This is a genomic window from Lentzea pudingi (genome assembly GCF_014646255.1).
Lineage (GTDB): Bacteria > Actinomycetota > Actinomycetes > Mycobacteriales > Pseudonocardiaceae > Lentzea > Lentzea pudingi.
Genome location: NZ_BMNC01000030.1, coordinates 1 through 24168 on the forward strand (window position 1 = coordinate 1; position 24168 = coordinate 24168).

Consider the following 24168-nt stretch of genomic DNA (forward strand, 5'->3'; position numbering starts at 1 on the left):
TGGAATGTCCTGTCCCGCAGGCAAAGCCGACACGCCAGCTCATTTTGAACTGATCACTTATCGGCAACACGACTCATTCGAGAGGACGGCGACGTTGGCGGATCGCGATGACCCTTCGGCTGTGCGATGGCTGGTCGGTGTGGAGCTGGCTCGGTACCGGAACAAGGTGAAGGCAACCGTGGCCGCAGCAGCCAAGGTGATCGGCTGCTCGGTAGGCAAGATCAACCACATGGAGAGCGGTCGTAACCAACAGCAGCCGGCTGAGGTGACCGAGCTGATGCGGTTCTACGGCGCCGATCAGGCAGACATCGACCGACTGGCATCGCTCGCGGCGAGTGCGGGAGAGCAGACATGGTGGGCACCATGGACAGAGGTAGTCCCGGATTGGCTTCGCACGTTCGTAGGCCTGGAAGGTCTGGCCGTACGGGCATCGTGGTACTCGCCGCTGGTGCTACCTGCGCTCCTTCAGGTCGAGGGCTACGCCCACGGAGCGACGGCGGAGAACATCCGCGTTCGTCCTGATCACTACGAGCGTCTGGTTGCGCTGCGGATGGAGCGTCAGCGTCGGCTGTTCGACGAGGAGAACCCGCTGCGGCTGATGGCGATCATCGAAGAAGCGGTGCTTGACCGCCCTATCGGCGGCTGGGAGGTCATGAAGGAGCAGTACCGCCATCTTCTCCGGTTGATCAAACTGGGTGCAGTGATCAGAGTGGTGAAGACCTCGGTTGGTCCGCACGATGCACTGGTTGGGCCGTTCACCGTCCTCGACTTCCATGCGGCGCAGTCGATTGCATACGTCGAGCTTGTGAACGGAGCGGTCTACGTCCAGGATCAAGATCAGGTCGGCGGGTATACTCGGACCGTTACGCAACTGCTTGCGAAGAAGGCGCTCACGCAAGACCAGACGGTCGAGGAGATCGAGAGGCGTCTCGCGACGGTTGCCTGATCGTCCGGAGGAAACCATGCCTACCGCCAAGCGCCGCGCTGGGTGGCGCAAGTCGACGTACAGCGACCAAGGCAACGGTTGCGTTGATGTCGACTTCACCAGTGATGGCGTGGAAATTCGTCACAGCCAGATCCCGAACAGCATCGTGATCACGTTCACGATCACGCAGTGGTCACGGTGGATCTGCGAGGTCATCACTGGGGAGCCGACGAACGCAAACGGTGCAGTCGACGTCAGCGTGGCGCCGAACGCGTGGACTGTGCGCGAACGGACTACCGGGCACACCTTGATTTTCACGGATGCCGAATGGCGAGCCTTCCAACTCGGCGCCGCCGACGGTCAGTTTGACCCGACGCATCCGTCGATCACGGAGGCGCTGGCTGAAGCCAGCTGAAGACACGACGGGCATCTGAGCAGGCGTTTGCGCGCACTCCTTTGAGAGGGCGCTGAGCGCCCATGAGGCGCGCATCAGTCGCCAGAGCAGCTACTGGCCGTGCGCGTGGAGCGCCAGCAAGGTCTGCACGGCGTCCGACCGCTGAAGCTCCGCGTGTTGATCAGCGAGGCGGCCTTGCACACTCAGGTCGGTGGCCCGGACGTCCTTCGAGCCCAGCTCGAACACCTGGTGACGCTTGCCAAGAACGCGCCGAACGTCAGCATCCGCGTCCTGCCGTGGTCAACTGGCGCGCGGCCGGCGTTGGGTCGGAACTTCACCGTTCTCAGCTTCCCGACCCGACTCCGACCCCGACCGCCGAAGCCGTGCTGGCAGCCCTTTCCGAGGTCGTCATCGCCACCGGACATCCGCGCCGGGTCTACACCACCGACACCTACAACAGCCTCACCCTTGACGGCCCCGTTCCCGCCCACATCACCACCACCTGGGCCACCAAACAACGCGCCCTGGTCGCGCACGGCTCCCAGCCCATCGCCGAACACTTCGAGCCGATGGCCGAGAACCTCGCCCGGCTGTGGGGCGCACGCATCGGCGTCGACCACGCCGAGAACTTCGTCCCGCTTCCCGTCCTCGGACGACTGCCAGCCGCGGTCACGCTCTGACCTCGCGGATTTCGGCTGGCTTGATAGTCGGCCGCCTTTCGGAGCATCAGCATGTCAACGCCCCTCGAGCCGTACACCGAAACCCTCTGCTGCTTCGCGGCGAAGGTCGCTGACTTCGCAAGCGACTTGGTTCGGGCGGACCGATGACCGCCCGGCTGAGGACGACGGTCCACGTCCAGGCAGTGCTGCGGCTGCTGCTATCCGATCCGGACGTGGAGCGGTACGGACTGGAAATCGCCGAATCGGCTGGCATGATGCCCGGCACCGCTTACTCGATCCTGGCTCGCCTGGTAAGCCTCGGTTGGGTCGAGGACTGGTGGGAGGAGATCGATCCGAACGCGGCGAGGCGCCCGAAACGCCGATTCTACAAAGTCACCGAGACCGGTCGGACAGCAGCGCGCGCGGCCCTTGCCCGTGCACGGCAACCTCGATTGATCACCTAAATTGGCTGCCGCTCGCCGAACCCGCCGAGCCGACGTGCACACGCTCCTCAATCAAGCAGGAGGCGTCGATCACGCCATGCCAGTCGGAGCAAGGTCAAGGAGCTAGCCGATAGACGTGGCTCAAGTCGGTCAATTGCCTCGCTGGTGAAGGGCATATCGGTTCGGCCGCCCTCACCGACGACGTGGCCTTCGTCGTTGGTTGCCACCAGCCCGGTGAACAAGCGGTCGAAGATCTCGTTGTCCAGCACGGCAACAGTACGTTGGCTTGCGCCCAGGGTGAGTGCGTCCATGACCAAGCCGTAGTGCCAGAGGCGAAATCGGCCGTCTGCGCGAGCCTGCTCGAAGGAGCGGAACGGCTCCTGCTCGGCATAGTCGATGGAGCCGGCCCCAGCCCCATCGTGTTCGGGATTGCCGAGAAACTCCTCGAAGTACTCCCGCATGATGTTGCGCCATAGGGAGAAGTCGTTGTGCACGTCGACCGCGGCGAGCGATGAGGGCTGGAACTCTCCGGAGGGCATGACGGTGCACATGCCGCCGCCATCGGCGACGGCGCGGCCGTCGCGCTGGTGCATCATGAATCGGTGCTCGCCCCGCCGGTCCTTGCGGATGGTCAGAGTGCTAATGCCGGGCGACATCAGCATTCGGGTGGGGTCGAACGGGTCGCCGATCATCGAGCGCAGCGGCAGTGCGCTCCAATCTTGGACCGACCCACCCGATACCAGCCAGGCGGCCTTGAACTCGTGAGCGAGGCACTCCTTGATGTCGAACACCTCGAAGAACGTGGTGGTCCCGAACGTCAGCTCAAGGCCGTCACTCTGGGACACCTCCAGCAGCCGGTAGCTAAGTCGGTTCTCCAGCAGCCGAGGCCGTACGAGGTCCCGCACGGCCCGGCTGTAGCCTGCATAGCGCTCGATCGGTGAGCGGCAACACGTGGTCCACCGGCTCGAGCTTTGACACCGGACGCTCGACCTCAGAGAAGTTCAGCTGCACCGAGTCCAACTCCACAGGCGTGTCCAACAGCCAGCCGGGGCCGGTCAACACATGGCCGCCGGGTGCCCGTTTGCTGACCGGGTACAGCCACGCAGCCAGTTCCGCCATTTCCCGCCCCCGCGCCCCCGCAGCGCGACGGACCCGAAGCCACTCCGCTTGGCTCTGACGGACATGCTCGGCGATCTCAGGACCGAGTGCGTTGCTCGCGTCAACCGGATCGGCAGGTCGCAACGTCTCTCCGGACAGAAGAGCGGCGAGTTCGTCGGTCGATACCTTCAGTGCCCTCGCGATCTTGGGACGCATCCACGGTTGAGGATCCTGTGTCCCTCGTTCCCATCGGCCGGCTGTGGACAGCTCGACACCGATCTCACGGGCGAACGACTCCTGGGTAAACCCCAACGCTTCACGCCGCCCAGCCAGCCGCTCTCGCCGATCCAACGTCTACCACCTCAGATGTTCGATATACGAGTAAGTCAGAGGCCGCCGACTCAAAAGGCCGACCACGACCAAGGCCGCTCGATCTCGCCACGCAGGCACGCCACCCGGTGTCGTACCTGTTGGGTTGCTTCCGTGCTGGTCTTGGCTTTACCAAGGACGAAGGCTGTCCAACGTAGTTCTCTGATCGTTGCCAGGGTGCGGTAGCCAGACCACGCAGTCATGTCATAACCGCCGTAGGCGTCCACAAAAGCCTGGTAGTCCGAATCCGTGAGCCGGGCGAAGTCGGTGTAGTCGACCGCCAACGAAACCAGGTCCCACTCCCGAAGTCCGATCCCGACATGGTCGAGATCCAGCAACACGGGGGCACCACCCGCCATAGGGACAACAACGTTGCCCTGCCACGCATCGCCGTGGATGACGCACCGAGGCAGGCTCGGAACCAGCGCCGAGTATTCACCGTGCAGCCGCTGTGCAAGATCTCGAAGCCAGGCTCGGTCATCTTCCGACAACGCGGTACCGCCGTCGATTAATTCGCGCAGCCCTTCGAAAGGATCGACAACGGGGAACGAAGGCGACTTTGGTACGTTCAGCGCGTGCAGGCGGCCCAGGACCGCGCCCAATTCGGCCGGCGTGACGTGGCGGTGATCAGGAAGCTGTACCCACCACGTCACGGGTTGAGTTCCAACAACCGTGGGCTGGTCGATGTCGTCGACGGCACGTACGACGGCGATCCCGGCGTCAGCCAGCCAACGCGACGCCTGGATTTGACGGGCGGCGACTAGCTGCGAGCCTGGAGGGCCCACACGAGCCACGACACCGTCGGCCATCTCGTAGATGACGTTCGTGCCGTCACGGATCAAGGTCGCTTCTGCTGTAGGCACACCGGCTTTCCTGGCCGCTACCGTCAGCACGTCATGCGGATCTCCAGACAGGACCAGACCCGTGTCCACATCAGGCATCGGCTGTACCGGATTCCACGAGTTCCGAGAATTCGGCCACTTCGGCTATCGCACAATGCTGTTGGCACGCCCGCACTAGCTTGGCGAGTTCCTCGTCCATCCGTCGTGAGTGCAACATCGCGGCGTCGTCGAGAGCTTGCCGTCCGAGGAGGACGGCTTCACGCGGATCCCCGATCGCCATGTGCAAGGTAGCCAGGCGCGCCCTGGAGAACGCCCGCGAGCGCGGATAGGCGTCGCTATGCAGTCGAATCGCAGAGACAAGACGCTCGGCGGCATCCCCTGGCTGTTTTTCCGCGACGGCGAGCGGAGTAAGTGCCCGCGCGCTGCTCCCCGCGTGTTCGGCTTCGTCGTAGTACACCAGCCAGGGCGGATCGGTCTCCGGTTGCCGTTGGGCGAAGTACGAATCCGCTCGGTCGACTTCGGCTCGCGCTTCGTTGTGGCGGCCCAGCATCGCCAACAACCGGGCCCGGACCACACCGTTTATGGCTCGCGCGGTGGCGGTCAACCGGTCAGCTCGCACCTGGGCGAACTCGATCAAGGACAGCGCGTCGTCCAGGTTGCCGAGGTAGATGGCTTGGCGTGCCATGTCGGCGAGGGTCGCGGCACGCAACTCCCACGAGCCACCCTGCTCGGCGCACCATAGACCGAAGCGAAAGCATCGAGCCGCGGCGTCGTGGTTTCCGACGTCGAAAGCCGAGAACGCCACCACGCCTGCAAGGTTTCCGACGGCCTCGAACATCCCCGCTTCGACGGCAGTGCTGGCTCGGGCACTCAACAGGTGGCCAGCCCACCGCAGATGCGCGGCCCCCGCTTCACCGGCCATGCCTCCGCCGTACAGGTTCTCGCTGGCTGCCAGCATGCTCGTCATCAGCTTGACCTGCTCGACCTCGGCCCATCCGATCCGCCGCGGCGGCCTCACGGTCAAGGTGAGCGACTCGAGGAACTCAGCGGGCACCTGCCCCATGTCGAGGCTTCTAACGGGGTCGTACGCGGCGGTGAGCGCAGAAGCGGGCGAACTCGACACCAGGGAGGTTTGCCGGGATCGTCCCCAGGTCGCTTGCCCTGTGACCGCCTGCGGCAGGTCCTGCGAGCCGTGGGTCGGGCCTTGTCCGAGCAGCACATTCAGCTCATCGAGGGAGACGCCCAGCGCTTTCGCGATCCGAGGGCGCCGCCACGGTTGAGGCGTCAGGGCGCCACGTTCCCACCGCCCGACGGTGGAGAACTCCACACCAACAGCAGCAGCGAGCCCTTCCTGAGTGAAGCCCATCGCCTCACGTCGAGCCGCGAACGCCTCGCGTTTGTCGCCCACGCCGCTCACCTCGCTGCCTGATTCAGCCACCAGCCTGGTTGGCGAGTGGCCACGCCGCATGTCTGCCGATGCCGTCACACGGTCAGGCGTCCTGTTCGATGCGCTCGAAGATGTCGATGTCCGTGGCCTTCTGCCAGTCGGGCAAGTCGTTCCAGTCCGCGACGTAGGACGGCTTCGGGTCGGGGAAGTGCTTGTAGATCTGGCCGATCCAGCACAGCGCGACGAAGCGTCCTTTCTGGTCCGAGGTGAGCTTGGAGGTGGCGCCGTCGGTGGCCTTGATGAAGGCGAGGACTTGGTCGTACACGGCGGTCGCGGCGTCGCGTTCCCAGTCCGGGGTCTGGTCCCACGGAGTGATGTAGCCAGGCTTGGGCTCGCCGGGGTAGTGCTTGGTCACTCCGGCGATCCAAGCCTCGCGAAACACGCGGCCACGGTCGTTCTGCATCTTGTCGTCCTCCATCATGCGGCGCGGTTGCCGACGAGTTCGGTGATCTCGGCGTCGAGCCGCTGGATCTGTTGGTCGGTGAGCAAAGGGGCCAGATGCGGCTGTAGGCCACGCAGTTTGCGCGCGATTACTCCGGAGCCGGTCTGGCGAGCGGTGGCCAGGGCGGCGTCGGCGTAGGTCGCGACTTGGTCAGGATTGCGCCGATGCACCCCGATCATCGCCAGGTCGGTGAGAACACCGGCCTTCCGGCGGGCGGTCAGGACGCCGGCCAGCGCGTCGGTCAGGGCGGCTTCGGCAAGGTCGTAGCGGCCGAGGTTGACGTAGCAGGTGCCGCGTTCCTCGGCCAGGCGTGAACCGTCGAATCGGAGCCAGCCACCGTTGTGGACTGGCCCCTGAAGGTGCTGGACCTCGGCGGCCGTGTCGAGTGCGCGCTGGCAGGCGTCCAGGTCGCCGAGACCGGCGAAGGTTTCTGCCTGCACAGCTGCGATCCATTGCCGGGTCGAGAGGGCAGGATCGCCCCGGCGGGCCAGGTTGGCGGCTAGTTCGAGCAGCGGAGCAGCCTCATCGAACTGGCGCTCGTACACGGCGATGAAGGCGTGCCTGGTCAACGCGCAGGACCAGAGGTCCGGAGCATCGGCTTCCTTGCCTGCTGTGGCGGCCAGGGTGTAGCAGTGGGCGGCGTCGGTGTATCGGTCACCGTCGAAGAAGATCTCGCCCGCCAACTGGAAGAGGTCGGCGGACAACTCGCAAAGTCGCTGCCGGATGGCCGGGGTCTGCGGATGACGCAAGCCCGTCGACAGGACATCGAGCTGTGCGCGGACGAGGGGAAGTACCTCGCTCTTGGTCGGTGCGAGTGCGTAGACCCGCCACAGGTGGCTGTTGAACTGGGCGAACTCGGCTGCCACCGCGTAATCCACCGCGCCGGTTCGAGCCACTGCGGCAAATCTGTCCACGTCGTCGAGGGCCGGTTCGACCGCAGGCAACGCCAGCAGGGCACCGCTCATGGTGAACAGGCGCAGTAGGTCGCGACGGTTCATGTCGTCTGTCTCCGCGAGGTCGGGCTGAACAGGGACGGCCTCCCTTCCGAACAGCCTGCCACCCGTTCGTGGCGCTGCGGCTTCGAGACGAACTTGAGCACCACCGTGCGCGGTGGGCTGCGTATCGAGCGGGCCTCCTGCGCCAGCATTCGCCGCTCGGGCTGGTACGGCGGCCGGGGGCGGAGCAGCCATCTGCCGGGCTGGTGCCGACGTAAGCAACGTGCCCAGCTCTTCGAGGCTGATGCCCAGCGCCTTCGCGATACGTGGCCTGCGGTACGGCTGCGGAGTCAGATCACCGCGCTCCCAGCGGCCCACGGTCGAAAACTCCACACCGACGGCTGCTGCGAGGCTTTCCTGGGTGTAGCCCATCAGCTCACGCCGCGCCGCGAACGCCTTTCGCCGGTCGCCCATGAACATCACCTCGCTCCGTCGGTCCAATGCCACGATAACCAGCTACCGGTCAAGTCTGATCACCCGCTCGGCGAGCAGCACCCGTTCGGACTACCGTCACACAAAAGGCGTTTTTGCAGGTCAGAGACGTTGACGCCTCGTTGACGCCTCATTGTCGCCGTGTCGTCGCTCTGGCAGCCGTTGATCATTGGAAGTTGACTGAGGTCGCTGCGGTCTGGGCGGCTTCTGTCTCCAACGGCAGCCGGAGTGACTAGTAGTGCTTTTACCAGAACGTGCCGCTGTGGATGTCCGATGGTCAGACCACCCTCCCCGTCGATGGGGAGTCCCCGTCCACGCGGACGTGCTGGTGAGCACGCTCGACGCACCGCATTGAGGGCTCGGCCATTTCCTGGCCGCTGCGTCGTCCGGCCTGGCAAGGACAGCTCCGCCGCCAGCGCACATCGCCCAAGTGCCGTTCGGCATGACCGAGGAAGAAGGGCTACATGAAGGCCACCGAGGAGAAGTGCGTGGCGGACGGCCAGATCACCATCTCGCAGTCGTTCGGCTTCAGCGCCAGCCACGAGCTGAGGCAGTTACCGGTTGGTCACAAGTGTCGCCGCAACCACGGCCACAACTACACGGTGACCGCCTCGGCGCTCGTGCACGATGACGCCCCCGGAGACCTGTCTCCTCTCGGGGACTATCTGGCCGCGACGTTCGACCACCGGTTGCTCAATGAGCAGGTCATCTTCCACCCGACGAGCGAGCTTCTCGCTGCGCACCTTGCCGAGTGGTTCCGGGACAACATGGAATCGGCATCGCCGATCACACTGGTCGAGATGGTGGTGTCGGAGACCGCGGCCACGTCAGCACGCTGTGACGGCGTCACCAGCGAGGTCACGATCTCGAAGACCTTCAAGACCAGCCACGGCGACGTCACGCTGGTTCTGGGGGCAGACGGACTCAACGAGGTTGGGTTCATCACCGATTTCGGCGACCTGAAGCCGTTCGGGACGTACCTCCAGGCACCTGACGCCGACGCGGGGCTACGTGCTGCCGGCCCTGCGCTGGTCGCCCACCTGGCTGGCTGGTTCATCGACAATGTCGAGCCGGAGATCCGCGGTCGACTCGTATCCGTTCGGGTCGACTCGGGGACGACCACCGGCATGTGGGAGCGAGGCGATGCCTCGTGAACACGCCGGCCTTGGCTCCCGGACGTGTAGAGGGTTCCGCGATTCTCACGGAGCGGTTCGAGTCGTTCCAGGGCGAAGGCCCGTGGACCGGGCAGCGCTGCGTGTTCGTCCGGTTCTCCCGGTGCAACCTCCGGTGCGGCTACTGCGACACCCCAGAGAGCTGGGATTGGAGCAGGTACAACCCGGCCGAGGTCAGCGACAGAGTCCCTATCGCCGAGCTGGTGACGTGGGTGCTTGAGCGCGGCGTGGACATGGTGGTCATCACCGGCGGGGAGCCGATGTTGCAGCAGCCCGCCATGACTGCCCTGGCCCGCGGCCTGGTGGATATTCGGGTGCAGGTTGAAACCAACGGCACGATTGCGCCCACACCGGAACTTGCCTCCTTGGTCGACCTCTGGGTGGTGAGCCCGAAACTCGCGAACTCCGGCATGACCTACTCCACCCGAATCAAGGCCGATGCCCTGTCGGCGTTGGTTGCGACAGACCGAGCGGTGTTCAAGTTCGTGGTCACCGAGCCCGACCGCGACCTCGACGAGATCGCCCAGCTCGTCAAGGAGCACCGGCTGGCTCCGGTGTGGGTGATGCCGGAAGGCACCACCCAGGAGAAGGTTCTGGCCGGCATGGACGCGCTCTACGGCCCGGCCACTGAACGCGGGTGGAACGTCTCCACCCGCCTGCACATCCTGACCAGGGCGCGGTGACACCGATTCCCAGACCGAGTACTGGATCAGCCGTTTCCCAACGCCAGCACCACCACCTCGGTGACGGCTCTTGGGGGCACGGGTTCCGAGGACCTGACCGAGACCGCCCTGATGCTCGTAGTCGCCGTCGCTGCGCTGGCAGGTCGCCCAGCGCCTGCGCGCCGGGGCTCTACCAGCAGCAGCCGCCGCCGCTACTGACGTCCTTCACCCATTTATCGAACCCGGAAACGAGGCGAAATCCGTGACCGACACCCTCGACAGACCGGCACCTAGCGAAAGCCAGGACCTGGCGTCGCCGGGCCTGGTCGACACTGAGCGCGTCGCCGATCTTGTCGGCCAACTTCTGGCCGCGATCGGCGAGGACCCCGGACGGGAGGGCCTGTCGGACACGCCAGCCAGGGTCGCCGCGTGGTGGCGCAGTTTCTTCTCCCCGGAGCCGTCGACCACACCGACCTGCTTCACCGAGCGACACCTGAGCGGCCAGTTGGTCGTGATCGGCGGCATGAGCGTCTGGTCGCTGTGTGAGCACCACCTGCTGCCCATGAACCTGGACGTCGCCGTCGGGTACGTACCGGACGGCGAAGTGATGGGCCTGTCGAAGTTCGGCCGCATCGCACAGCAGTACGCGGGTCGCCTTCAGGTGCAGGAGCGCTTCACTCGGCAGGTAGCGGACGAGATCGCCGTCGTGATCGGCAGCAACGACGTGGCCGTCGCGGTCCGCGGCACGCACCTGTGCATGAGTGCGCGGGGCGTACGGATGGAGGCCGCTCGTACCACCACAGTGCAGTCCGGTGGTCGATTCGAGAACGATCCTGTGCTCTCCCAACAATTCCTCACCCTCGCCACCGACAGGTGGAGGGCCGCCTGATGGCCAAGAGCATCGCCTTCTCCGCGATCGCGCCGCCCGACTACCTGGACGCCTTCGTCGCACAGGAGCCTGCCAGCGTCCACCACGTGGCGGCCCAGCGTGTTCTGAACGACGCTGCCTACCGTGCGTTCTTCCACCGCGAGGCCGAGCGGGGCGCGGAGATCATTGTCGACAACGGAGTCTTCGAGCTGGGCCACGCCCTGTCTGCCGCCGACCTGATCGCGGCGGCCCGCATAGTCGACGCCCACGAGATCATTCTCCCGGACGTCATGCGCGACGGGCCCGCCACCATCAAGGCCAGCGACGAAGCGGCCCGCGAGATCCTTGAACTGAGCGACGAGTTCCGCCTGTGCGTGGTGCTGCACGCGGCGGACGATCAGGAGTGGCTGCGCTGCTACGACTACTTCGCTTCCAGCGATTACGTCGGAGCGATCGCGCTGCCTGCCTCCCGGCGTCCCGCGCCCGAAGACCAGCTCTGCCGCACCCGCTGGGCGGCCACCCGGTATCTGGAAGACCACGGCATGATCGACGAGCGCATCGTCTATCGGCTGCTCGGCCTTGGCCGCACCGGACATCTGGAACTCGCCGAACAGCGCGAGCACGAATGGATCGCCTCGGTCGACGGCGCCGCACCGGTCATCCTCGGCGCGATGGGCATCGAGATGCTGCCCGACGGCCCCTACGAGAAGCCCCCGACCCCACGGATTGAGAACCTGGGACCGATCCCCGAAGAACGGTTCGACCTGATCCGACGCAACATCGCCGTCGTCCGCGAGGCGGCCGGCAGTAGCGTGCGGATCCCGGAGGCCGCCTGATGAGCCTCCTCGCCAACACAGTCCCGACTGCGCGACCCGGCTCGGCGTTGTGTCCGTCCCCCATCGCGGTGGACGGGCACACGATGGCCCCGGACCGCCTTCTGCGGTACCTGCAGATCAAAGTGCACCACCTGATCCAGGACCACGACTGGGACAGCATCCATGTCGTCGGCGGCTATGACCGCGAAGCCGTGATCTCCGCACACGAGAAGACCGGCAAGCTGTTCAACTTCGAGCGCCCCACCGCAGACGTCCAAGGCCGTGACCTCATCGTCAAGGCGTTCCCCGGCGCGGACTACGTCTACCACTACGCGCTGATCATCGCCACGTACCTGTCCATGACAGGAAAAACGGCCGACACGGTCACCTACGAGTTGCCCGACCCGACGTTGTCCCGCGACGCGGTGGGGAAGCTCGACCTCGAACTCAACGGCGACCTCGTAATCGTCGGCTGGGGCCTGGCGCATCTCGCCCCGCCGGACGGTGTGTGGAACCACGGGCACGGCTACGCCTGGCAACACACCGAGATCCACGGTCGCCGGGTGGTCTACCTCGGTTTCCTGCACAGCATCTGGGGCGACGTCGCCGGACGAGTCGTCACGCGCCTGGCCGAGCTCGGCGCCCGCGAGGTCGTCTATGTCGGCAAAGTCGGCGCGCTGAACCCCGACATCGAGCCCAACACGCGACTGGCCACCGGAAACACGAGCCTCGTAGGCGGAGGCTTCGTCACGTGGCCCGATTTCTTCAGTGACTTCGCTACGGCCCAAGCGGGCGTGCACACCGGCGTCCACGTCACCTCGCCCTCGATCCTGCTGGAGAACCGGGACTGGCTGACCGAGCACGCCGAGCACGCATTCGTCGATCCGGAGATCGGTCCTATGGGAGTCGCAGCACGCGATGCCGGGATCGAGTTCGGCTATCTCCATGTCATTTCCAACAACCTCGCTCGCCACTACCCCGCGGACTTGTCCAACGAGCGTCACAGCGACGTTGTCCGACGGCGCACCGTCCTCATCAGACAGATCCAAGACATCATCGCCAACCGACTGGCCGCTCGGCCGATCTGAACCCCCTTGGAGGGCACCACATGACGAACGCAGCACCTTTCTTCAACCCTGCGCGCGGGCGGGAGATCACGGTGGTCGGTATCGACGGCGCGGGCAAGTCCACCCTCGCCGCCCGCCTGCACCAAGCGCTCAACGAGGCCGGCCACGAAGCAATCCTGATCGGCAAGCACAGCACCGAAGTCCCGATGGACCCGGAGTTGTCCGCCTACGTCGATCGGCTCAACGCGCTCGTCTACCGCCGCGACGCCCGCGTCGCCCAGGCGTGCGGCGACCACTACTGGCTGCTGGCGCTGGCCGCCTGGTACACCCTCCAGGACAAACTCGTCATCCAACCCGCTCTCGCCGCCGGAACACACGTGATCCTCGACAACGCCCACCACAAGATCCTCGCTCGCTACGCGGTGAATCCCGACGTGTCCACCAGTTTGGCCGAGCAGGTCTTCGCCCACCTCACCGAACCCGACCTGGTCTTCTTCCTGCGCATCGGCGCCCGCGACGCGCTCGCCCGCAAGGGCGAGTTCAGCTCCCTGGAATCCGGCCACTCCGGCGGCGCGGACGAGGACTTCATCCGCTACCAGGACGTCGTTCTCGCGAAGCTGCGCGAGCACGAGCAGCGCAGCGGATGGCTGTCGATGGACGTGACCGACATGGACCGCGACGCGGTCTTCAAGACCGCCGCCGACGCGCTCGCCGACCGTCTCCAGCTCGCGATCTGACCCTGCCCGCAGCCACCACGAGGAACGCACCATGCCAGTGACCCGACCGACCGACGGCGAGTACGTGTGCCACGGCATCACCTGGGCCACAGGAGATCCCCGGCTGCTGCTGGCCCCGCTGCCCGACGGGCCGCTGGTCTACATCGAAATCTTGAACCAACGGCTCGGCTTTGCGGTTGATACCGGCCGGTGGTGCACCGGCCGGTATCAGTTCGCCGACTCTGTGCGTGTCGAGGCCCTCGCCTGCCCCAACCGCGCGCCGACCGAGCAGAGCGACCAGTGCGGCCGGTGCTTCCGCCAGGACGAGTTCCGTTTCGCCCACCGGTTCCACCAGGGCGGCAACATGCCCGAGGCACTGCGCATGTACATGGACCAGCCGCACTGGCTCTACCTCGCCACCTTCGCCGACGGCGCCACCAAGGTCGGCACCGCAGCCGAACCACGCAAGCAATCCCGCCTCGACGAACAGGGCGCCCTGATCGCCACCTACCTGGCCAAGAGCCCCGACGGCGGGGCCGTACGCCACCTCGAAGACGCCATCACCCGCAGCCTGCAGATGCCCCAGACCGTCCGGGCCTCAACCAAGCTCAAGGCGCTGGCCAACCTGACCGACCTGTCCACCCCGAGCGCGACCCACGACCACCACGTCGCCCGCGCCGCCGACGCACTCGCCGCCATAGACATCCCGGCAACCCTCGAGACGTGGACTCCTCCTGCCGAAGGCGACCGAATGCGCGTCGCCGACGGTGTACGGATGCTGTATCCACACGACCTACGCGACGGCGAGCACGGCTTCACCGTCGTCTCGTGCATCGGCACCCAGGTACTGGCCGTCCTGGACGGAGACGACGAGGTGGACTACGTGCTCGACCTCGGCGCTCTCAAGGGTCGCCGCATCACGCTCGGCCCGTTCGCGTCGCCCACCGCCGCCTTCCAGAACTCTCTCTTCTAACCGCCCCCGCCCGGCTCGTCGCGTCCGTCCGCGGCGAGCCCGGTCTGCACCCTGAAGCGAGGTAGCCACGATGGCACCCCTGGACGCCCTTCTCGGCTGGGACGAGGACACCACCGCAGAGGCGTACGCGGCCTTCACCCGTGACTTTCCCATGTACGCGGCCACCAGCCGAGACCTTGCCCACCGCGCCGAGCTCACCGACGGCAGCCTGGTGGTCGACCTGTGCGGCGGAGCAGGCGCGACCGCAGAGGCAATCCTCGAACTCGTCCCGATCGACGCCCAGGTCATCTCCCTGGACAACGCCGCAGCCATGCAGCGCGTTGGCCGATTTACTCTGGCCGACCCGCGCCTGAGCTGGGTCACCGCCCCAGCCGAAGACCTGGCAGACCACGTTCCCGGCGCGGCGGACGCCGTGGTGTGCAACTCCGCGATCTGGAAGACCGACGTGCCACAGGTGTTCGCCGCCGTCCACCAGGTCCTACGACCAGGGGGCCGGTTTGTGTTCAACATCGGCGGCGGCTTCGCCGGCGTCCGCCACCCCGATGAGACCAGCGAGCGTCCCGGACCGTCGCTGAACACCCTGATCCACCAAGTCGCGGCCAACGACTACGGCTACGCCCCGCCACCGACCACTAAGGCAACTCCCAAGCTGCCGCTGGACGCGGTCACCGAACATCTCTCCGTCGCCGGGTTGACCGTGCTCGACACCGAGGTCGTCGCCCAGCACAGCACGATGGCCGAGAAGAAGGCATGGCTGTCGATTCCGGTCTTCGCTCGACCCGACGGGGAGTTCACGCACGCTCAGCGGATGGACATCCTCGACAAGGCGTACTCGCTGACCACGCCCGACACGACTACCGTGACGAGTTGGCTCGTAGTGGTCGCGCAGCGGCCCAGGGAACTACGTTGACCGCCCCGCCGCCGACCGGCAGCCGCGGCAGCGGGACAAAGTACTGCGATTACGCGGCCGTTGGTGTGCTCATCTCCTCACTGGACGGGCTGCTGGTCTTCGAACGGGTGAGGCCCCCGGCGGGGATCGCACCGGTCGCCGGTCATGTCGACCTGCACGGAGGGCTCGAGCAAGCCGCCCACGTTGAGGTTGCCGAGGAAGTCGGCCTGACCGTCACCTCTCTTCACCTGCTGCTGACCGCATGGCGACCCAACCACTGCCGTCGGCCGACCAGCGACCGCGTGGGCCATCAGTGGTGGATCTACCAGGCCCAGACGTCAGGACCGATCCGACCTTCTGCCCAAGAGGTGCGCGCCCCTCGATGGCTGCACCAAGACCAGCTCCAGCAGTACGCGCACCGCACCGCGGCCTACGCCGAAGGGCAGCTGAGCGAGGAGCAGTTCACATTGAAGCCAGGCTTGGAGCCGGTGTGGGTTTGATTCCTTCACGAGCTTCACCTGGTGACGCTGCCCGACGACACCCTGAGCTTGATTGACCAGGTCCTTTGACCGTGCACCGCTAATGGTCCTCAGTGCGCTCCCACGACGTTTCCCGCTGCCAATCGGCGCACGTATGCGCGGATGCGGTCGCGGTCCTCGGGGAACACGCTCTGCCATGTCTCGTCCAGATCAACCCACTTCGACGGCTGCCCGGTCTCCCCGCCGAGCGGCACATCACGACTGACGACGGCACCGTAGGACAGGCTCAGCGTCGGTGCCCAGTCGGCACGGAAGGAGCGGACAGCCACTGCGGCCGGTACAGGCAGCAGCTCGCCCGCTACGCCGGCCTCCTCCGCGAGTTCACGGGCTGCTGCTGCTCGCGGCGTTTCGCCCGGCTCGACCTTGCCGCCAGGCGGTACCCATCCGCGCACGCGGTGCCGCACGAGCAGGACGTAGCTGTACGTCGGGTCGGTAACCCAGACCTCGGCCGCGAGCGGCTCCATCAGGGTCTGGCGGGCGCGCAGCCACGACTGGGCGTCATCGAACTCCATCGCAGCAAGGTGCGCATCGGCGACCGCCGCTTCCACGGTCAACTGGTCAATCACCTGGCCCAGCCTATGCCGACGTCGTGGTTAGCCCTGACATGGCAGAGAGGGCGACGCGGTTCGTGTCACAGCACTCGACGATGATCATCGCGAGCATCCGAGGTCCGCCATACCCCGAATGGTGGAAACCGTCAGCGACGAGTGCTCGCCTTCGTGCAGGTCAAGCCAAGCGATGCCTTAGCGACATCGTCCGGACCTGCTTGTTGGCATAGCACCTTCGCAGTTGACTACCTCGGGGCTGTACCGAGAGGAGCGTGCCTTCTCGGCGCGCTCCAGCGAGCACAGTCCAGTGCAAACAACACAGAGTGACCGCCTGTCCCAAGCCTGGGTGAGTGGCTACGGGATCATGCTGTCCGGCCGCCCACCGAGATGACCGTTGAACAAGAAGGGAAGCGATGGACACCGATACCACCACCGCGTCGCCCACGACTCTGCGCGCGGAGATGGTCGCCTGGGTCCGCAAGTCGGGATACGCACAGCTCAACGAGGTTGAACGGGTCCTCTTGGAGACACCACGCCACGAGTTCGTGCCCGACGCCCCGCTTGCCACCGCCTACGACCCGTGGCAGGCGGTGGTCACTCACCGCTTCGAGGACGGCAGGTCGTTGTCCTGTGCGTCGGCGCCGTGGCTGGTCGCGGCGATGCTCGACCAGCTCGACGTCCGACCGGGCAACCGTGTACTGGAGATCGGTGCGGGCACCGGTTACAACGCCTGTCTTCTCGCCCAGTTGACGGGCCGCGCGGACCTGGTGACCACGATGGACATCGACCCGGACGTGACCGCGAAAGCCTCACAAGCGCTGACCGCCACCGGCTACGGCGACGTGCACGTCGTCACCGGCGATGGTGGGCTCGGCTACCCCGACCACGCGCCGTACGACCGCATGATCGCCACCGTCTCACCGTGGGACATCCCCGCCCAGTGGTGGAAACAGCTCGCGCCCGGAGGACGGTTGGTCGCCCCGCTGCGGTGGCGCGGTCAAGGCCGCAGCGTCGCCTTCACCTACACCGATGGCCGCCTGGTGTCCGATTCGCTCCACCTGTGCGGCTTCGTGTACCTGGTCGGTGACGGCGAGGGCGAACTCAGCGGCGCGATCACCGCCGACGAACTGGTCTCGCTCCACTGGGACCGCGATCAGGCCGTGGACCCCGATGCGCTGCGCGGGGTGCTCGACCAGCCGCGTGTCACGGCCTGGTCCGGGACCACGATCGGCAGGAACGAGTCGCATGACGGGCTCTGGCTCCGCCTGACCGTGACCGACCCGCGCGTGTGCCGGATCAAGGTCCACGCCGACGTCCCGCCCGAGGTGTGCGACCCGGTAAGGGGATGGTGGCGCATGGCGCTGGTCGACGGCGACACGCTGGTCTACCTCACCGCACGCCGCCTGGAATCCAGCGACGAGGTGCACTGGGAGTTGGGCGCGATCGGTCACGGGCCGTCCGCCGACGAGCTGACCGCCTACCTGTGCGAGGCGATCCGGTCCTGGGCGCCCGAGCGGAAGCAGCACACGCCCTCGCTCACCGTGTACCCGGCTGATACCCCGGACAGCGAACTTGCGGGCCCAGCCATCGACAAGACACACAGCCGGTTCGTCCTCACCTACGACCCGGCCGGATGATCTCGTCGCCGGTCTGCGACCTCGGTGTCAGGCAGAGGCGCGGCCTGACCGTTGCCGTGGAGCGCGGCGAGGTGGGTCATCCGGGGAGCGGAAGCCCCGCCGTCCTCCAGGCGCTGGCCAACAGCGCGCTGGTGTCGGAGTCGAGTCGTCCGGCGAACGCCTGCGAGATCGCCGCGCCCCACAGTGCGTTGACGACCGCCGTGTCTGTGGGTGACTCGCCGACGGCGTCCTCGGCGGCTGGAACCGTCTCCCAGTACAGCGAGCGCGCCCGGAGCGGGAACCCCCACGCGATCGACGCCTCGGTGACCCCGTCACAAGCCGCTTCCCAGCGTTGCTCGTCGATTTCCGCGCACACTCGACCCATCCGGCGCACAACCCCTGTCGGCGTGGCTTCGGCATGGCGCAGGACTCGCAGCGCGGCTTGGGTGTGAGGGCCGTAGGCATCCGTCGCGGTGTGTCGCGAGGGCAGACAGGTCTGCCGCCACGGCGCGATGAGCAATTCGTAGTCGGCGCTTCCCGTGTCGTCGTGGCCTGCCGCTGCGATCGCCAGTCCGGCGTCGAACACGGGCAGGACCACCTTGTGCCAGCCGGAGTGGTCCGGTGAAGCCTGCCGGGCCAGCAGGTAGGGGTGCTGCAGCACGGCGATCGGGTCGTCGAGTTCGGCGGACATCGGCAGGCCGAAGGTGTCCTTCCATCGGATCCACCGTGAGGCGAGCCGTCCGGCCAGCTCGGGGTCGGAGATCCGGTTGATGATCCTTTCCCGAACGGCCTGGCGATCGGAGGCGCGCTCCTCGCCGAGCGAGCCCATACGAGTGATCTGCTCGAAGGTCAGGTTGGCGATGGTCACGTCGAGCTGTCGCCATTGCTCGCCACGAGGGTGCTGGGCCAACAGCGCGCGTCCCAAGTCGTCACGACCGCGGCCCGGACCGGAGGTGCTCATCGGTTCAGGATGGCAGCCCCGATCTGCCCACGTCGGCGCAGGCTGCGTGGCCGGTGTGGCGGCAGACCACGCGGCGGCTCGACCGGCTTCCGCGGCGGCGAGGTCAGCGGGGCGGTGCGGGCCGCAAGACCCTCTGTGGCGCGGTGATCGTAAGTGACGTAGGAGTAGGAGCATGGTGACCGCGGTGGTGGTCGACGTGGGCGAGACGTTGCTGGACGACTCGCGCGAGTGGGGTGCGTGGGCCGACTGGATCGGCGTGCCACGTCATACCTTCTCGACCGTGCTGGGTGCGGTCACCGCTGCCGGCCAGGACAACGCCGAGACGTTCCAGTACTTCAAACCGGGCTTCGACCTCGCCCGCGAACGGCGGCTACGGGAAGAGGCCGGACTGGGTGAGCACATCGAGGACGGCGACCTTTACCCCGACGTCCGGCCCGGCTTGGCGCGGCTGCGGGAACTCGGCTTGTGGGTGGGGGTGGCTGGGAACCAGACCTCCCGCGCTGCCGAGCTGCTACGTGCGCTGGGCCTGCCGGTGGACCAGATCGCGACGTCGGGCGAGTGGGGTGTCGCCAAGCCCTCGCTCGAGTTCTTCGCCCGCGTCGCGGAGATGGTGCCCGACGGACCCGGCGAGACAGTGTACGTGGGTGACCACCGCGACAACGACGTGGTGGCGGCGAAGGCGGCGGGGTTCCGCACGGCGTTGATCAGGCGTGGCCCGTGGGGCTACCTCTGGGCTGACGACCCGCTGGTGCGTCGCGACGCCGATTGGGTGATCGACTCCCTGCACGACCTGCCCAATCTGCTGGCACCGCACTAAACGTCCGGCCGGGCATCAACGGGCACGAGCCCAGGCGGCGAGGTCGAGCAGTCCCGTGCTCGGGGCACTGTGAGTACACAGCAAGGTCGACAGCGAATGGCGGACCTGGGGATGGGTGCGGGTGTGCTCGGGCGCGGCCTGGCGGGCGGATTGCAGGCACAGGTAGGCGTCCTCGTGACGGCCGAGCGTGAGTTGGGCGCGGGCGAGGTCGATGAAGTAGTGCGAGCGACGTTCGGCGGGCAGGTTGTCGGGCGGGTGCCACGCCGCCGCCCGTTCGATGCCCAGAGGATCGCGCAGTTCGACGGCGACGGCGAGTTCGTGGATGCGTAGGGAGGCCGGCCCGAACGCGGTGCCCTGGTAGACGCCTTCGGGGACGGCGGTTGCGGCGCGGCGGGCTTCGCGCAGGTGGTCGGCGGCGCGATCGGGCTTGCCAGCCCGGCCCGCGACGACCGCGGCGCGCATGTGCAGGGCGCCGAAGGCAGCCGAGGCCGAGGCGGTCTCGAGGTCGGGTACGTGGTCGGCGGCGAGTTCGAGGGCGCGGGCGGCGGTGTCCAGGTCGCCGTTGGCGAAGAAGGTCTCGGTGCGTACGTACGCCACTGCGGCCAACAGCAGTGGGTCCTCGGCGAGCTGGGCGGCCGAGCGCATCAGGTCGATCAGCCGCGCGGATAGATCCAGGTAGCCGAACTTGAAGGCGACCCCGTCGGCGGCGCGCAGCGCCAGGGTGAGCAGGGCTGCGGCGTGGCGGTCGGCGGTGTCGCCGAGCTGGCCGGCGCGGGCGAGTTCGGCGATGAGGTCGGGTAGGCGGCGGGCGAGGCTGCCGTAGCGGGATTGCAGTCGGTCGTCGCTGGCGCGGGCGATGTCGCCATGTAGGCCAGCCGAAGTCCTGGTGGGCCCCTCGTCGGGCAGGTCCAGTCGGTCGAGGGCGCGGCGTAGGCGCGGGATCGCGGCGTGGATGACGTCGACCTCGGCGACGGGTTCCCGTTCGCGGCGGTCGCCAGAGGGTGGTGCCGGAGGGACCAGCTCAAGGCCGATCGGGGCTGAAGCCAGGATCGCAGCCGAAGTGGGCCTGGTGGAGCGTCGAGCGGTGCGGCGCAGCAGGTCGTCCAACTCGTCGAGGGCGACCTGCAGGGCGCGGGCGAGGCCGGGCCGCTGCCACGGCTGGGGCGACTGGACGCCTCGTTCCCATCGGCCGATGGTGGTGCGCTCGACCTTCAGCGTGACGGCGAGGCTTTCCTGGGTGTAGCCGGCGGCTTCGCGAGCAGCGGCCAGCGGAGTGAGTAGCCGTGCCGCCATCGCTTCCTCCCGTCCCTCTATAGCGCACAGTACTAGCCCGTTTTCGCAGCGTATTGCCGGTGTCGCCCTATGCGTGCCTCACCGTCGCCCTACGGCCGACCCCCGCAACTACGCACGGCCGGACTCCGAACAACCGCTCCCCCACACTCGGTAGACGACGCCCCCGTTCTCGCCATGAAAACCCTGCTCAGCCGGGGTGCCGCCCCGTGGACGCCTCGCAGCCGCCACACGGTCGCTCTGGTGATCGCGGCGGAGGACGCCGTTGACTGACCTCGGGCCTGCGGTGGCCGACCCCCGACCGGTCACCGCAGGCCGTCGTACTTGAACCCCGGCCGTTCGACTCAGCGGAAAGTGAGTTTGGTCCAGTGCAGATGCACGAGGTGATACCGCCGCACTCGCCATCGTCGATCAACCAGTCGGGCGCGGTGGTCCGTTGATGCCACACAAGATCACCGTCGAGCATTCGTTCGAGTCCGGGCACAGACTGCCGCACCTGGGTGGCAAGTGCGTCAGCCTGCACGGCCACTCCTGGTCGACCGCAGTGACGGTGAGTGCCCCGGAGCTGAGCCCCGAGGTGACCGTGGTGGAGTTCGGCGCGCTCAAGGTCGGGCTTCGCCGGTGGATCGACGAACACCTCGACCACGCCACGATGCTCGGCGGGCGCGATCGGCTGATCGAGCCGCTGATTGCGGAGGGCAGCCGGGTGTTCCGCTTCGGGGTCGAGCACCCGGCGGACGTTGCCGAGCAGTTCGCGCACGGGCTGCCGTGGCCCACCGTGGAGGCCGTCGCGGTCTTGCTGGGTCGGGTCGCCGAGAACGTCCTGGCCGGGCTTCCTCGCGCCGACGGCGCACAAGTCGAGCGGGTTCTGGTCCGTGAGACGCGGCTCAACACCGCCGTCTACGAGCCCTCGGTGCGTCGATGAGTACCCCAGGCGCTGGGAGCCGAACGCAGGCAGGCCCGGACCTGACGCACCCCCTTCGACATCACCCCCATCCGTTGATCGTGAGAAGCACCATGACCATCCCCTCGCCCGCCCTCGGCCCGCTCGTCGCGGTGTACGGCCTCGTCGGACACGACGAGCGCCTTCTGGTCGTCCACGATCCGGACGCCGTCACGTACCGGCTGCCGGGCGGCCACGTACGAGCCGGTGGAGCTGTCGAGGACGCCCTGCTGCGCACCCTGCGGGCGCAGGTGGACGCTGACGTGGCCCACCTGACCTTCTACGCCGTCGTGGAGCTGCGCGAGCATCACACGAGCACGCAACCCAGCGTCTTCGAGTTGGCCCTGCTGTTCGACGTGACTCTGGCTGACCCCGGGGCGGTCCAGGTCGACCACGGCGACGCGCGCTGGGCCACTGACACCGACCTCCGCCACCTGGACCTGCGTCCGACCGCCATCGCGGATCGGTTGCGCACGGGTGCAGCGGCTCGCGAGCAGCCGTGGTGGCCCGCCTAGTCCTGATCGGATCTCCACCACACCTTCACCCGGCGCCATACCCGGCCAAGCAAACTCTGAAGGAACCATGTCGTCGGCACCTGACCTCACTGCCGCCCTGCCGGCGGCCCACGCCGCAGTCGACCTCGCGGTCGAGCACGTGCTCAGCCACCCTCCACGAGATATCCGGTACAAGGGCGACCGCAATCCGGTCTCCGAAGTGGACGAAGCCGTCGAACACCTTGTGTGGCAACGACTAAGTACCCGAGGCCACGACGAGATCGGGTTCGTGGGGGAAGAGACCGGCGCGGTCGGCAACCCGGACACCTACTGGGTACTCGATCCCATCGACGGCACGATCAATCACCAGCACGCCAACCCTCTGTGCGCCATCGCGCTCGGCCTGGTCCACCAGGACCGGCCGGTCCTCGGCGTCACCGCGCTGCCATTCCTCGGCCACCGCTACTGGGCGACCTGCGGCCACGGTGCCTACCGCGACGGTGACCCGATCAGCACCTCCACGACCGACATCCTCAACAAGGCCCTGATCGGGTTCAGCGACTACGGCAGCGGTGCCGACGAAGGCTTGCGCGACGTGCTGTGCGCCGCCGTGGACCACGAACTCACCGCTCGGGCGCAAGGACTGCGCCGGTACGGCTCCTCCGCGCTGGACCTGGTCTGGGTCGCCGACGGCACGTTGGACGCTTGCGTGCTGCTCGGCAACCACGACCGCCACCACCAAGAGCGACCACTTCTTATCCGTTGCCAGCGAACGTCACGCGCTACGCCTCGTCGCCATCGCGGTACTACGGCTTGCGGGCGACGCCGCCCCACAGCGCCGACTCGTTCGGGGTCTCGAAGCGGACGACCGGCGCGTCGGATGAAGCGTCTTCGGGATGCCACAGCGGAATCCAGGTCGGCCCTGGCGTGAGAAGCGGGAACGATCCGAATAGTTCCTCGATCTGCTCGCGGGAACGCCAAAGTGCCGGCGTGCCGACAGAGGCGCACATCTGCTCGAAGGCAACGAGACCGTCGCCGAGGGCGTCTGGAACGTCTTGGTCGGTGATGTGCGAGAGCGCCAGGTAGGACTGGGGTGCGATGAGGTCCCGGTAGCGCGCGACGGCCTGTGGGCCGATGTCGGTGCCGTCAGTTCCGGGTTGTTGCGTATGCAGGACGGCGACGAGTAGGAGCGCGACCGGTTTACTGAGGTCGATCACGCCGGTCGCGCCGACCCGGCTCCAGAGCCGGTCCGGATCCCTCAGGTCGGCATGTACGGCGGCGTGCCGTGCGGGGTCTCCATCGTGGCCGAGCAGCAGTTCGGAGTGTGCGACGGCGAGTGGATCGTTGTCCGCGTAGACGACGCTGACCTCGCCGGGAGCGACCTGCTCGGCGATCTGGTGTGCCGCCCCCATTGTGGGAAGGCCGGAGCCGATGTCGACGAACTGCCTGATGCCGCGTCGGGTGAGATGACGGACCACCCGGTGCAGAAAGCTGCGATTGGCCTTGGCGATCGACTTGAGGGATGGGACCTCACGTAGAGCCTGATCCGCGAACGTTCTGTCGATTTCCCAGTGGGCGCCGCCGTCCAGGAGATAGTCGTACACCCTGGCGACGCTGGGATTTTCGAGGTCGACGCCGTGAGGGGGGAACTGTTCCTGGTCGGAGTCGACCACGGGCTCCACCCCTTCGGCTCGGCTGGCAGCGCTACCGGTGATCGTACTGGCTTGCCCACTCACCGGGAAATACGTCTGT

The 24168-nt window shown here is 67.0% G+C and carries 27 protein-coding genes and 2 pseudogenes; 19 read left to right on the top strand and 10 right to left on the bottom strand.

Annotated elements, in window-relative coordinates; all coding sequences use genetic code 11:
• From IEY88_RS42625 to IEY88_RS42640, 5 genes and pseudogenes are all read left to right on the top strand, one after another.
• Window positions 1-946 (top strand): helix-turn-helix domain-containing protein (locus IEY88_RS42625; RefSeq protein WP_229694303.1); only part of this gene is annotated, 946 nt, incomplete at its 5' end.
• A 16-nt stretch (window positions 947-962) separates the two neighbouring features.
• Window positions 963-1340 carry a DUF397 domain-containing protein gene (locus IEY88_RS42630; RefSeq protein ID WP_189160603.1) on the top strand — a complete coding sequence of 126 codons (378 nt, stop codon included), beginning with the start codon at window positions 963-965 and terminating at the stop codon, window positions 1338-1340.
• 105 nt (window positions 1341-1445) lie between these two features.
• A pseudogene (locus IEY88_RS45685) lies at window positions 1446-1616 on the top strand (Scr1 family TA system antitoxin-like transcriptional regulator); the annotation flags it as partial.
• Between the two features lie 86 nt (window positions 1617-1702).
• Window positions 1703-1999 carry a PIG-L deacetylase family protein gene (locus tag IEY88_RS42635; RefSeq protein WP_229694304.1) on the top strand — a complete coding sequence of 99 codons (297 nt, stop codon included), beginning with the start codon at window positions 1703-1705 and terminating at the stop codon, window positions 1997-1999.
• A gap of 143 nt (window positions 2000-2142) precedes the next feature.
• The gene (locus IEY88_RS42640) at window positions 2143-2442 is read left to right on the top strand and encodes a PadR family transcriptional regulator (RefSeq protein WP_189160604.1); all 300 of its coding nucleotides are present in this window, start codon (window positions 2143-2145) and stop codon (window positions 2440-2442) included.
• 47 nt (window positions 2443-2489) lie between these two features.
• Here IEY88_RS42640 and IEY88_RS44810 read toward each other — a convergent pair whose 3' ends face one another.
• The 6 genes from IEY88_RS44810 to IEY88_RS44820 all read right to left on the bottom strand — a co-directional run bounded on the left by IEY88_RS44810 (window position 2490) and on the right by IEY88_RS44820 (window position 8034).
• Complete coding sequence (locus IEY88_RS44810; RefSeq protein ID WP_229694305.1) at window positions 2490-3326, bottom strand: hypothetical protein; 837 nt, start codon at window positions 3324-3326, stop codon at window positions 2490-2492.
• Entirely contained in the window at window positions 3283-3870 is a 588-nt protein-coding gene (locus tag IEY88_RS44815) for a helix-turn-helix transcriptional regulator (protein WP_308426068.1), read from the bottom strand. Before IEY88_RS44815 ends, IEY88_RS44810 begins: the two co-directional genes overlap by 44 nt.
• A 50-nt stretch (window positions 3871-3920) precedes the next feature.
• Window positions 3921-4829: a phosphotransferase enzyme family protein gene (locus IEY88_RS42650; RefSeq protein WP_189160605.1), complete on the bottom strand. Its 909-nt coding sequence runs from the start codon at window positions 4827-4829 to the stop codon at window positions 3921-3923.
• Window positions 4822-6138: a helix-turn-helix domain-containing protein gene (locus tag IEY88_RS42655; protein ID WP_189160606.1), complete on the bottom strand. Its 1317-nt coding sequence runs from the start codon at window positions 6136-6138 to the stop codon at window positions 4822-4824. The genes IEY88_RS42650 and IEY88_RS42655 overlap by 8 nt, the downstream gene beginning before the upstream one ends.
• Window positions 6139-6220: 82 nt before the next feature.
• Entirely contained in the window at window positions 6221-6580 is a 360-nt protein-coding gene (locus IEY88_RS42660) for a hypothetical protein (protein WP_189160607.1), read from the bottom strand.
• A 14-nt stretch (window positions 6581-6594) separates the two neighbouring features.
• Window positions 6595-8034: a helix-turn-helix domain-containing protein gene (locus tag IEY88_RS44820; protein ID WP_229694306.1), complete on the bottom strand. Its 1440-nt coding sequence runs from the start codon at window positions 8032-8034 to the stop codon at window positions 6595-6597.
• Window positions 8035-8510: 476 nt separating this feature from the next.
• On the opposite strand from IEY88_RS44820, the gene IEY88_RS42675 reads away from it, so the two are divergent.
• From IEY88_RS42675 to IEY88_RS42715, 9 genes are all read left to right on the top strand, one after another.
• Window positions 8511-9200: a 6-pyruvoyl trahydropterin synthase family protein gene (locus IEY88_RS42675; RefSeq protein ID WP_189160608.1), complete on the top strand. Its 690-nt coding sequence runs from the start codon at window positions 8511-8513 to the stop codon at window positions 9198-9200.
• A 101-nt stretch (window positions 9201-9301) separates the two neighbouring features.
• A complete protein-coding gene (locus IEY88_RS42680; protein WP_229694307.1) occupies window positions 9302-9901 on the top strand; it encodes a 7-carboxy-7-deazaguanine synthase QueE in 600 nt (199 codons plus the stop codon).
• A gap of 241 nt (window positions 9902-10142) precedes the next feature.
• The gene (folE, locus tag IEY88_RS42685) at window positions 10143-10769 is read left to right on the top strand and encodes a GTP cyclohydrolase I (protein WP_189160609.1); all 627 of its coding nucleotides are present in this window, start codon (window positions 10143-10145) and stop codon (window positions 10767-10769) included.
• Window positions 10769-11584 (top strand): hypothetical protein, encoded by an 816-nt coding sequence (locus tag IEY88_RS42690; RefSeq protein WP_189160610.1) that lies wholly within the window; start codon window positions 10769-10771, stop codon window positions 11582-11584. Before folE ends, IEY88_RS42690 begins: the two co-directional genes overlap by 1 nt.
• A complete protein-coding gene (locus IEY88_RS42695) occupies window positions 11584-12651 on the top strand; it encodes a nucleoside phosphorylase-I family protein (RefSeq protein WP_229694308.1) in 1068 nt (355 codons plus the stop codon). The genes IEY88_RS42690 and IEY88_RS42695 overlap by 1 nt, the downstream gene beginning before the upstream one ends.
• 20 nt (window positions 12652-12671) lie before the next feature.
• The gene (locus IEY88_RS42700) at window positions 12672-13367 is read left to right on the top strand and encodes a dTMP kinase (protein WP_189160611.1); all 696 of its coding nucleotides are present in this window, start codon (window positions 12672-12674) and stop codon (window positions 13365-13367) included.
• Window positions 13368-13398: 31 nt separating this feature from the next.
• Window positions 13399-14319, top strand: a complete 921-nt coding sequence (locus tag IEY88_RS42705; RefSeq protein WP_189160612.1) for a DUF2797 domain-containing protein — start codon at window positions 13399-13401, stop codon at window positions 14317-14319.
• Window positions 14320-14389: 70 nt separating this feature from the next.
• Entirely contained in the window at window positions 14390-15229 is an 840-nt protein-coding gene (locus tag IEY88_RS42710) for a class I SAM-dependent methyltransferase (protein WP_189160613.1), read from the top strand.
• Window positions 15226-15708, top strand: a complete 483-nt coding sequence (locus IEY88_RS42715) for an NUDIX hydrolase (RefSeq protein WP_189160614.1) — start codon at window positions 15226-15228, stop codon at window positions 15706-15708. The genes IEY88_RS42710 and IEY88_RS42715 overlap by 4 nt, the downstream gene beginning before the upstream one ends.
• Window positions 15709-15797: 89 nt before the next feature.
• Here IEY88_RS42715 and IEY88_RS42720 read toward each other — a convergent pair whose 3' ends face one another.
• Window positions 15798-16313, bottom strand: a complete 516-nt coding sequence (locus IEY88_RS42720; protein WP_229694309.1) for an NUDIX domain-containing protein — start codon at window positions 16311-16313, stop codon at window positions 15798-15800.
• A gap of 395 nt (window positions 16314-16708) precedes the next feature.
• Between IEY88_RS42720 and fxlM the strand changes: the two genes are divergently transcribed.
• Window positions 16709-17932: a methyltransferase, FxLD system gene (fxlM, locus tag IEY88_RS42725; RefSeq protein ID WP_189160615.1), complete on the top strand. Its 1224-nt coding sequence runs from the start codon at window positions 16709-16711 to the stop codon at window positions 17930-17932.
• A 76-nt stretch (window positions 17933-18008) separates the two neighbouring features.
• Here the strand turns inward: fxlM and IEY88_RS42730 are convergent, their stop codons facing one another.
• Window positions 18009-18872, bottom strand: coding sequence for a hypothetical protein (locus tag IEY88_RS42730; protein ID WP_189160616.1), 864 nt, complete (start codon window positions 18870-18872; stop codon window positions 18009-18011).
• 172 nt (window positions 18873-19044) lie between these two features.
• On the opposite strand from IEY88_RS42730, the gene IEY88_RS42735 reads away from it, so the two are divergent.
• Window positions 19045-19689, top strand: a complete 645-nt coding sequence (locus IEY88_RS42735; protein WP_189160617.1) for an HAD family hydrolase — start codon at window positions 19045-19047, stop codon at window positions 19687-19689.
• Between the two features lie 15 nt (window positions 19690-19704).
• On the opposite strand, the gene IEY88_RS42740 is transcribed toward IEY88_RS42735, so the two are convergent.
• Window positions 19705-20982 (bottom strand): helix-turn-helix domain-containing protein, encoded by a 1278-nt coding sequence (locus tag IEY88_RS42740; protein WP_189160618.1) that lies wholly within the window; start codon window positions 20980-20982, stop codon window positions 19705-19707.
• Window positions 20983-21418: 436 nt separating this feature from the next.
• Between IEY88_RS42740 and IEY88_RS42745 the strand changes: the two genes are divergently transcribed.
• The 3 genes and pseudogenes from IEY88_RS42745 to IEY88_RS42755 all read left to right on the top strand — a co-directional run.
• On the top strand, window positions 21419-21904 hold the full coding sequence (locus IEY88_RS42745; protein WP_189160619.1) for a 6-pyruvoyl trahydropterin synthase family protein: 486 nt from the start codon (window positions 21419-21421) through the stop codon (window positions 21902-21904).
• A gap of 92 nt (window positions 21905-21996) precedes the next feature.
• Window positions 21997-22437 carry an NUDIX domain-containing protein gene (locus IEY88_RS42750; RefSeq protein WP_189160620.1) on the top strand — a complete coding sequence of 147 codons (441 nt, stop codon included), beginning with the start codon at window positions 21997-21999 and terminating at the stop codon, window positions 22435-22437.
• Between the two features lie 67 nt (window positions 22438-22504).
• A pseudogene (locus tag IEY88_RS42755) lies at window positions 22505-23125 on the top strand (inositol monophosphatase family protein); the annotation flags it as partial.
• Window positions 23126-23222: 97 nt separating this feature from the next.
• On the opposite strand, the gene IEY88_RS42760 reads toward IEY88_RS42755, so the two are convergent.
• Window positions 23223-24089 (bottom strand): SAM-dependent methyltransferase, encoded by an 867-nt coding sequence (locus tag IEY88_RS42760; protein ID WP_229694310.1) that lies wholly within the window; start codon window positions 24087-24089, stop codon window positions 23223-23225.
• Window positions 24090-24168 lie beyond the last annotated feature (79 nt).

Bases quoted from the DNA above. Each gene is read 5' to 3' on its own strand.
- IEY88_RS42710 (WP_189160613.1), top strand. From the start codon at position 14,390: ATGGCACCCCTGGACGCCCTTCTCGGCTGGGACGAGGACACCACCGCA.
- IEY88_RS42690 (WP_189160610.1), top strand. From the start codon at position 10,769: ATGGCCAAGAGCATCGCCTTCTCCGCGATCGCGCCGCCCGACTACCTG.
- IEY88_RS42675 (WP_189160608.1), top strand. From the start codon at position 8,511: ATGAAGGCCACCGAGGAGAAGTGCGTGGCGGACGGCCAGATCACCATC.
- IEY88_RS42750 (WP_189160620.1), top strand. From the start codon at position 21,997: ATGACCATCCCCTCGCCCGCCCTCGGCCCGCTCGTCGCGGTGTACGGC.
- IEY88_RS42735 (WP_189160617.1), top strand. From the start codon at position 19,045: ATGGTGACCGCGGTGGTGGTCGACGTGGGCGAGACGTTGCTGGACGAC.
- IEY88_RS42745 (WP_189160619.1), top strand. From the start codon at position 21,419: ATGCCACACAAGATCACCGTCGAGCATTCGTTCGAGTCCGGGCACAGA.
- IEY88_RS42695 (WP_229694308.1), top strand. From the start codon at position 11,584: ATGAGCCTCCTCGCCAACACAGTCCCGACTGCGCGACCCGGCTCGGCG.
- IEY88_RS42730 (WP_189160616.1), bottom strand. From the start codon at position 18,872: ATGAGCACCTCCGGTCCGGGCCGCGGTCGTGACGACTTGGGACGCGCG.
- fxlM (WP_189160615.1), top strand. From the start codon at position 16,709: ATGGACACCGATACCACCACCGCGTCGCCCACGACTCTGCGCGCGGAG.
- IEY88_RS42740 (WP_189160618.1), bottom strand. From the start codon at position 20,982: ATGGCGGCACGGCTACTCACTCCGCTGGCCGCTGCTCGCGAAGCCGCC.
- IEY88_RS42640 (WP_189160604.1), top strand. From the start codon at position 2,143: ATGACCGCCCGGCTGAGGACGACGGTCCACGTCCAGGCAGTGCTGCGG.
- IEY88_RS42660 (WP_189160607.1), bottom strand. From the start codon at position 6,580: ATGCAGAACGACCGTGGCCGCGTGTTTCGCGAGGCTTGGATCGCCGGA.
- IEY88_RS42705 (WP_189160612.1), top strand. From the start codon at position 13,399: ATGCCAGTGACCCGACCGACCGACGGCGAGTACGTGTGCCACGGCATC.
- IEY88_RS42650 (WP_189160605.1), bottom strand. From the start codon at position 4,829: ATGCCTGATGTGGACACGGGTCTGGTCCTGTCTGGAGATCCGCATGAC.
- IEY88_RS42700 (WP_189160611.1), top strand. From the start codon at position 12,672: ATGACGAACGCAGCACCTTTCTTCAACCCTGCGCGCGGGCGGGAGATC.
- IEY88_RS42630 (WP_189160603.1), top strand. From the start codon at position 963: ATGCCTACCGCCAAGCGCCGCGCTGGGTGGCGCAAGTCGACGTACAGC.
- IEY88_RS44820 (WP_229694306.1), bottom strand. From the start codon at position 8,034: ATGTTCATGGGCGACCGGCGAAAGGCGTTCGCGGCGCGGCGTGAGCTG.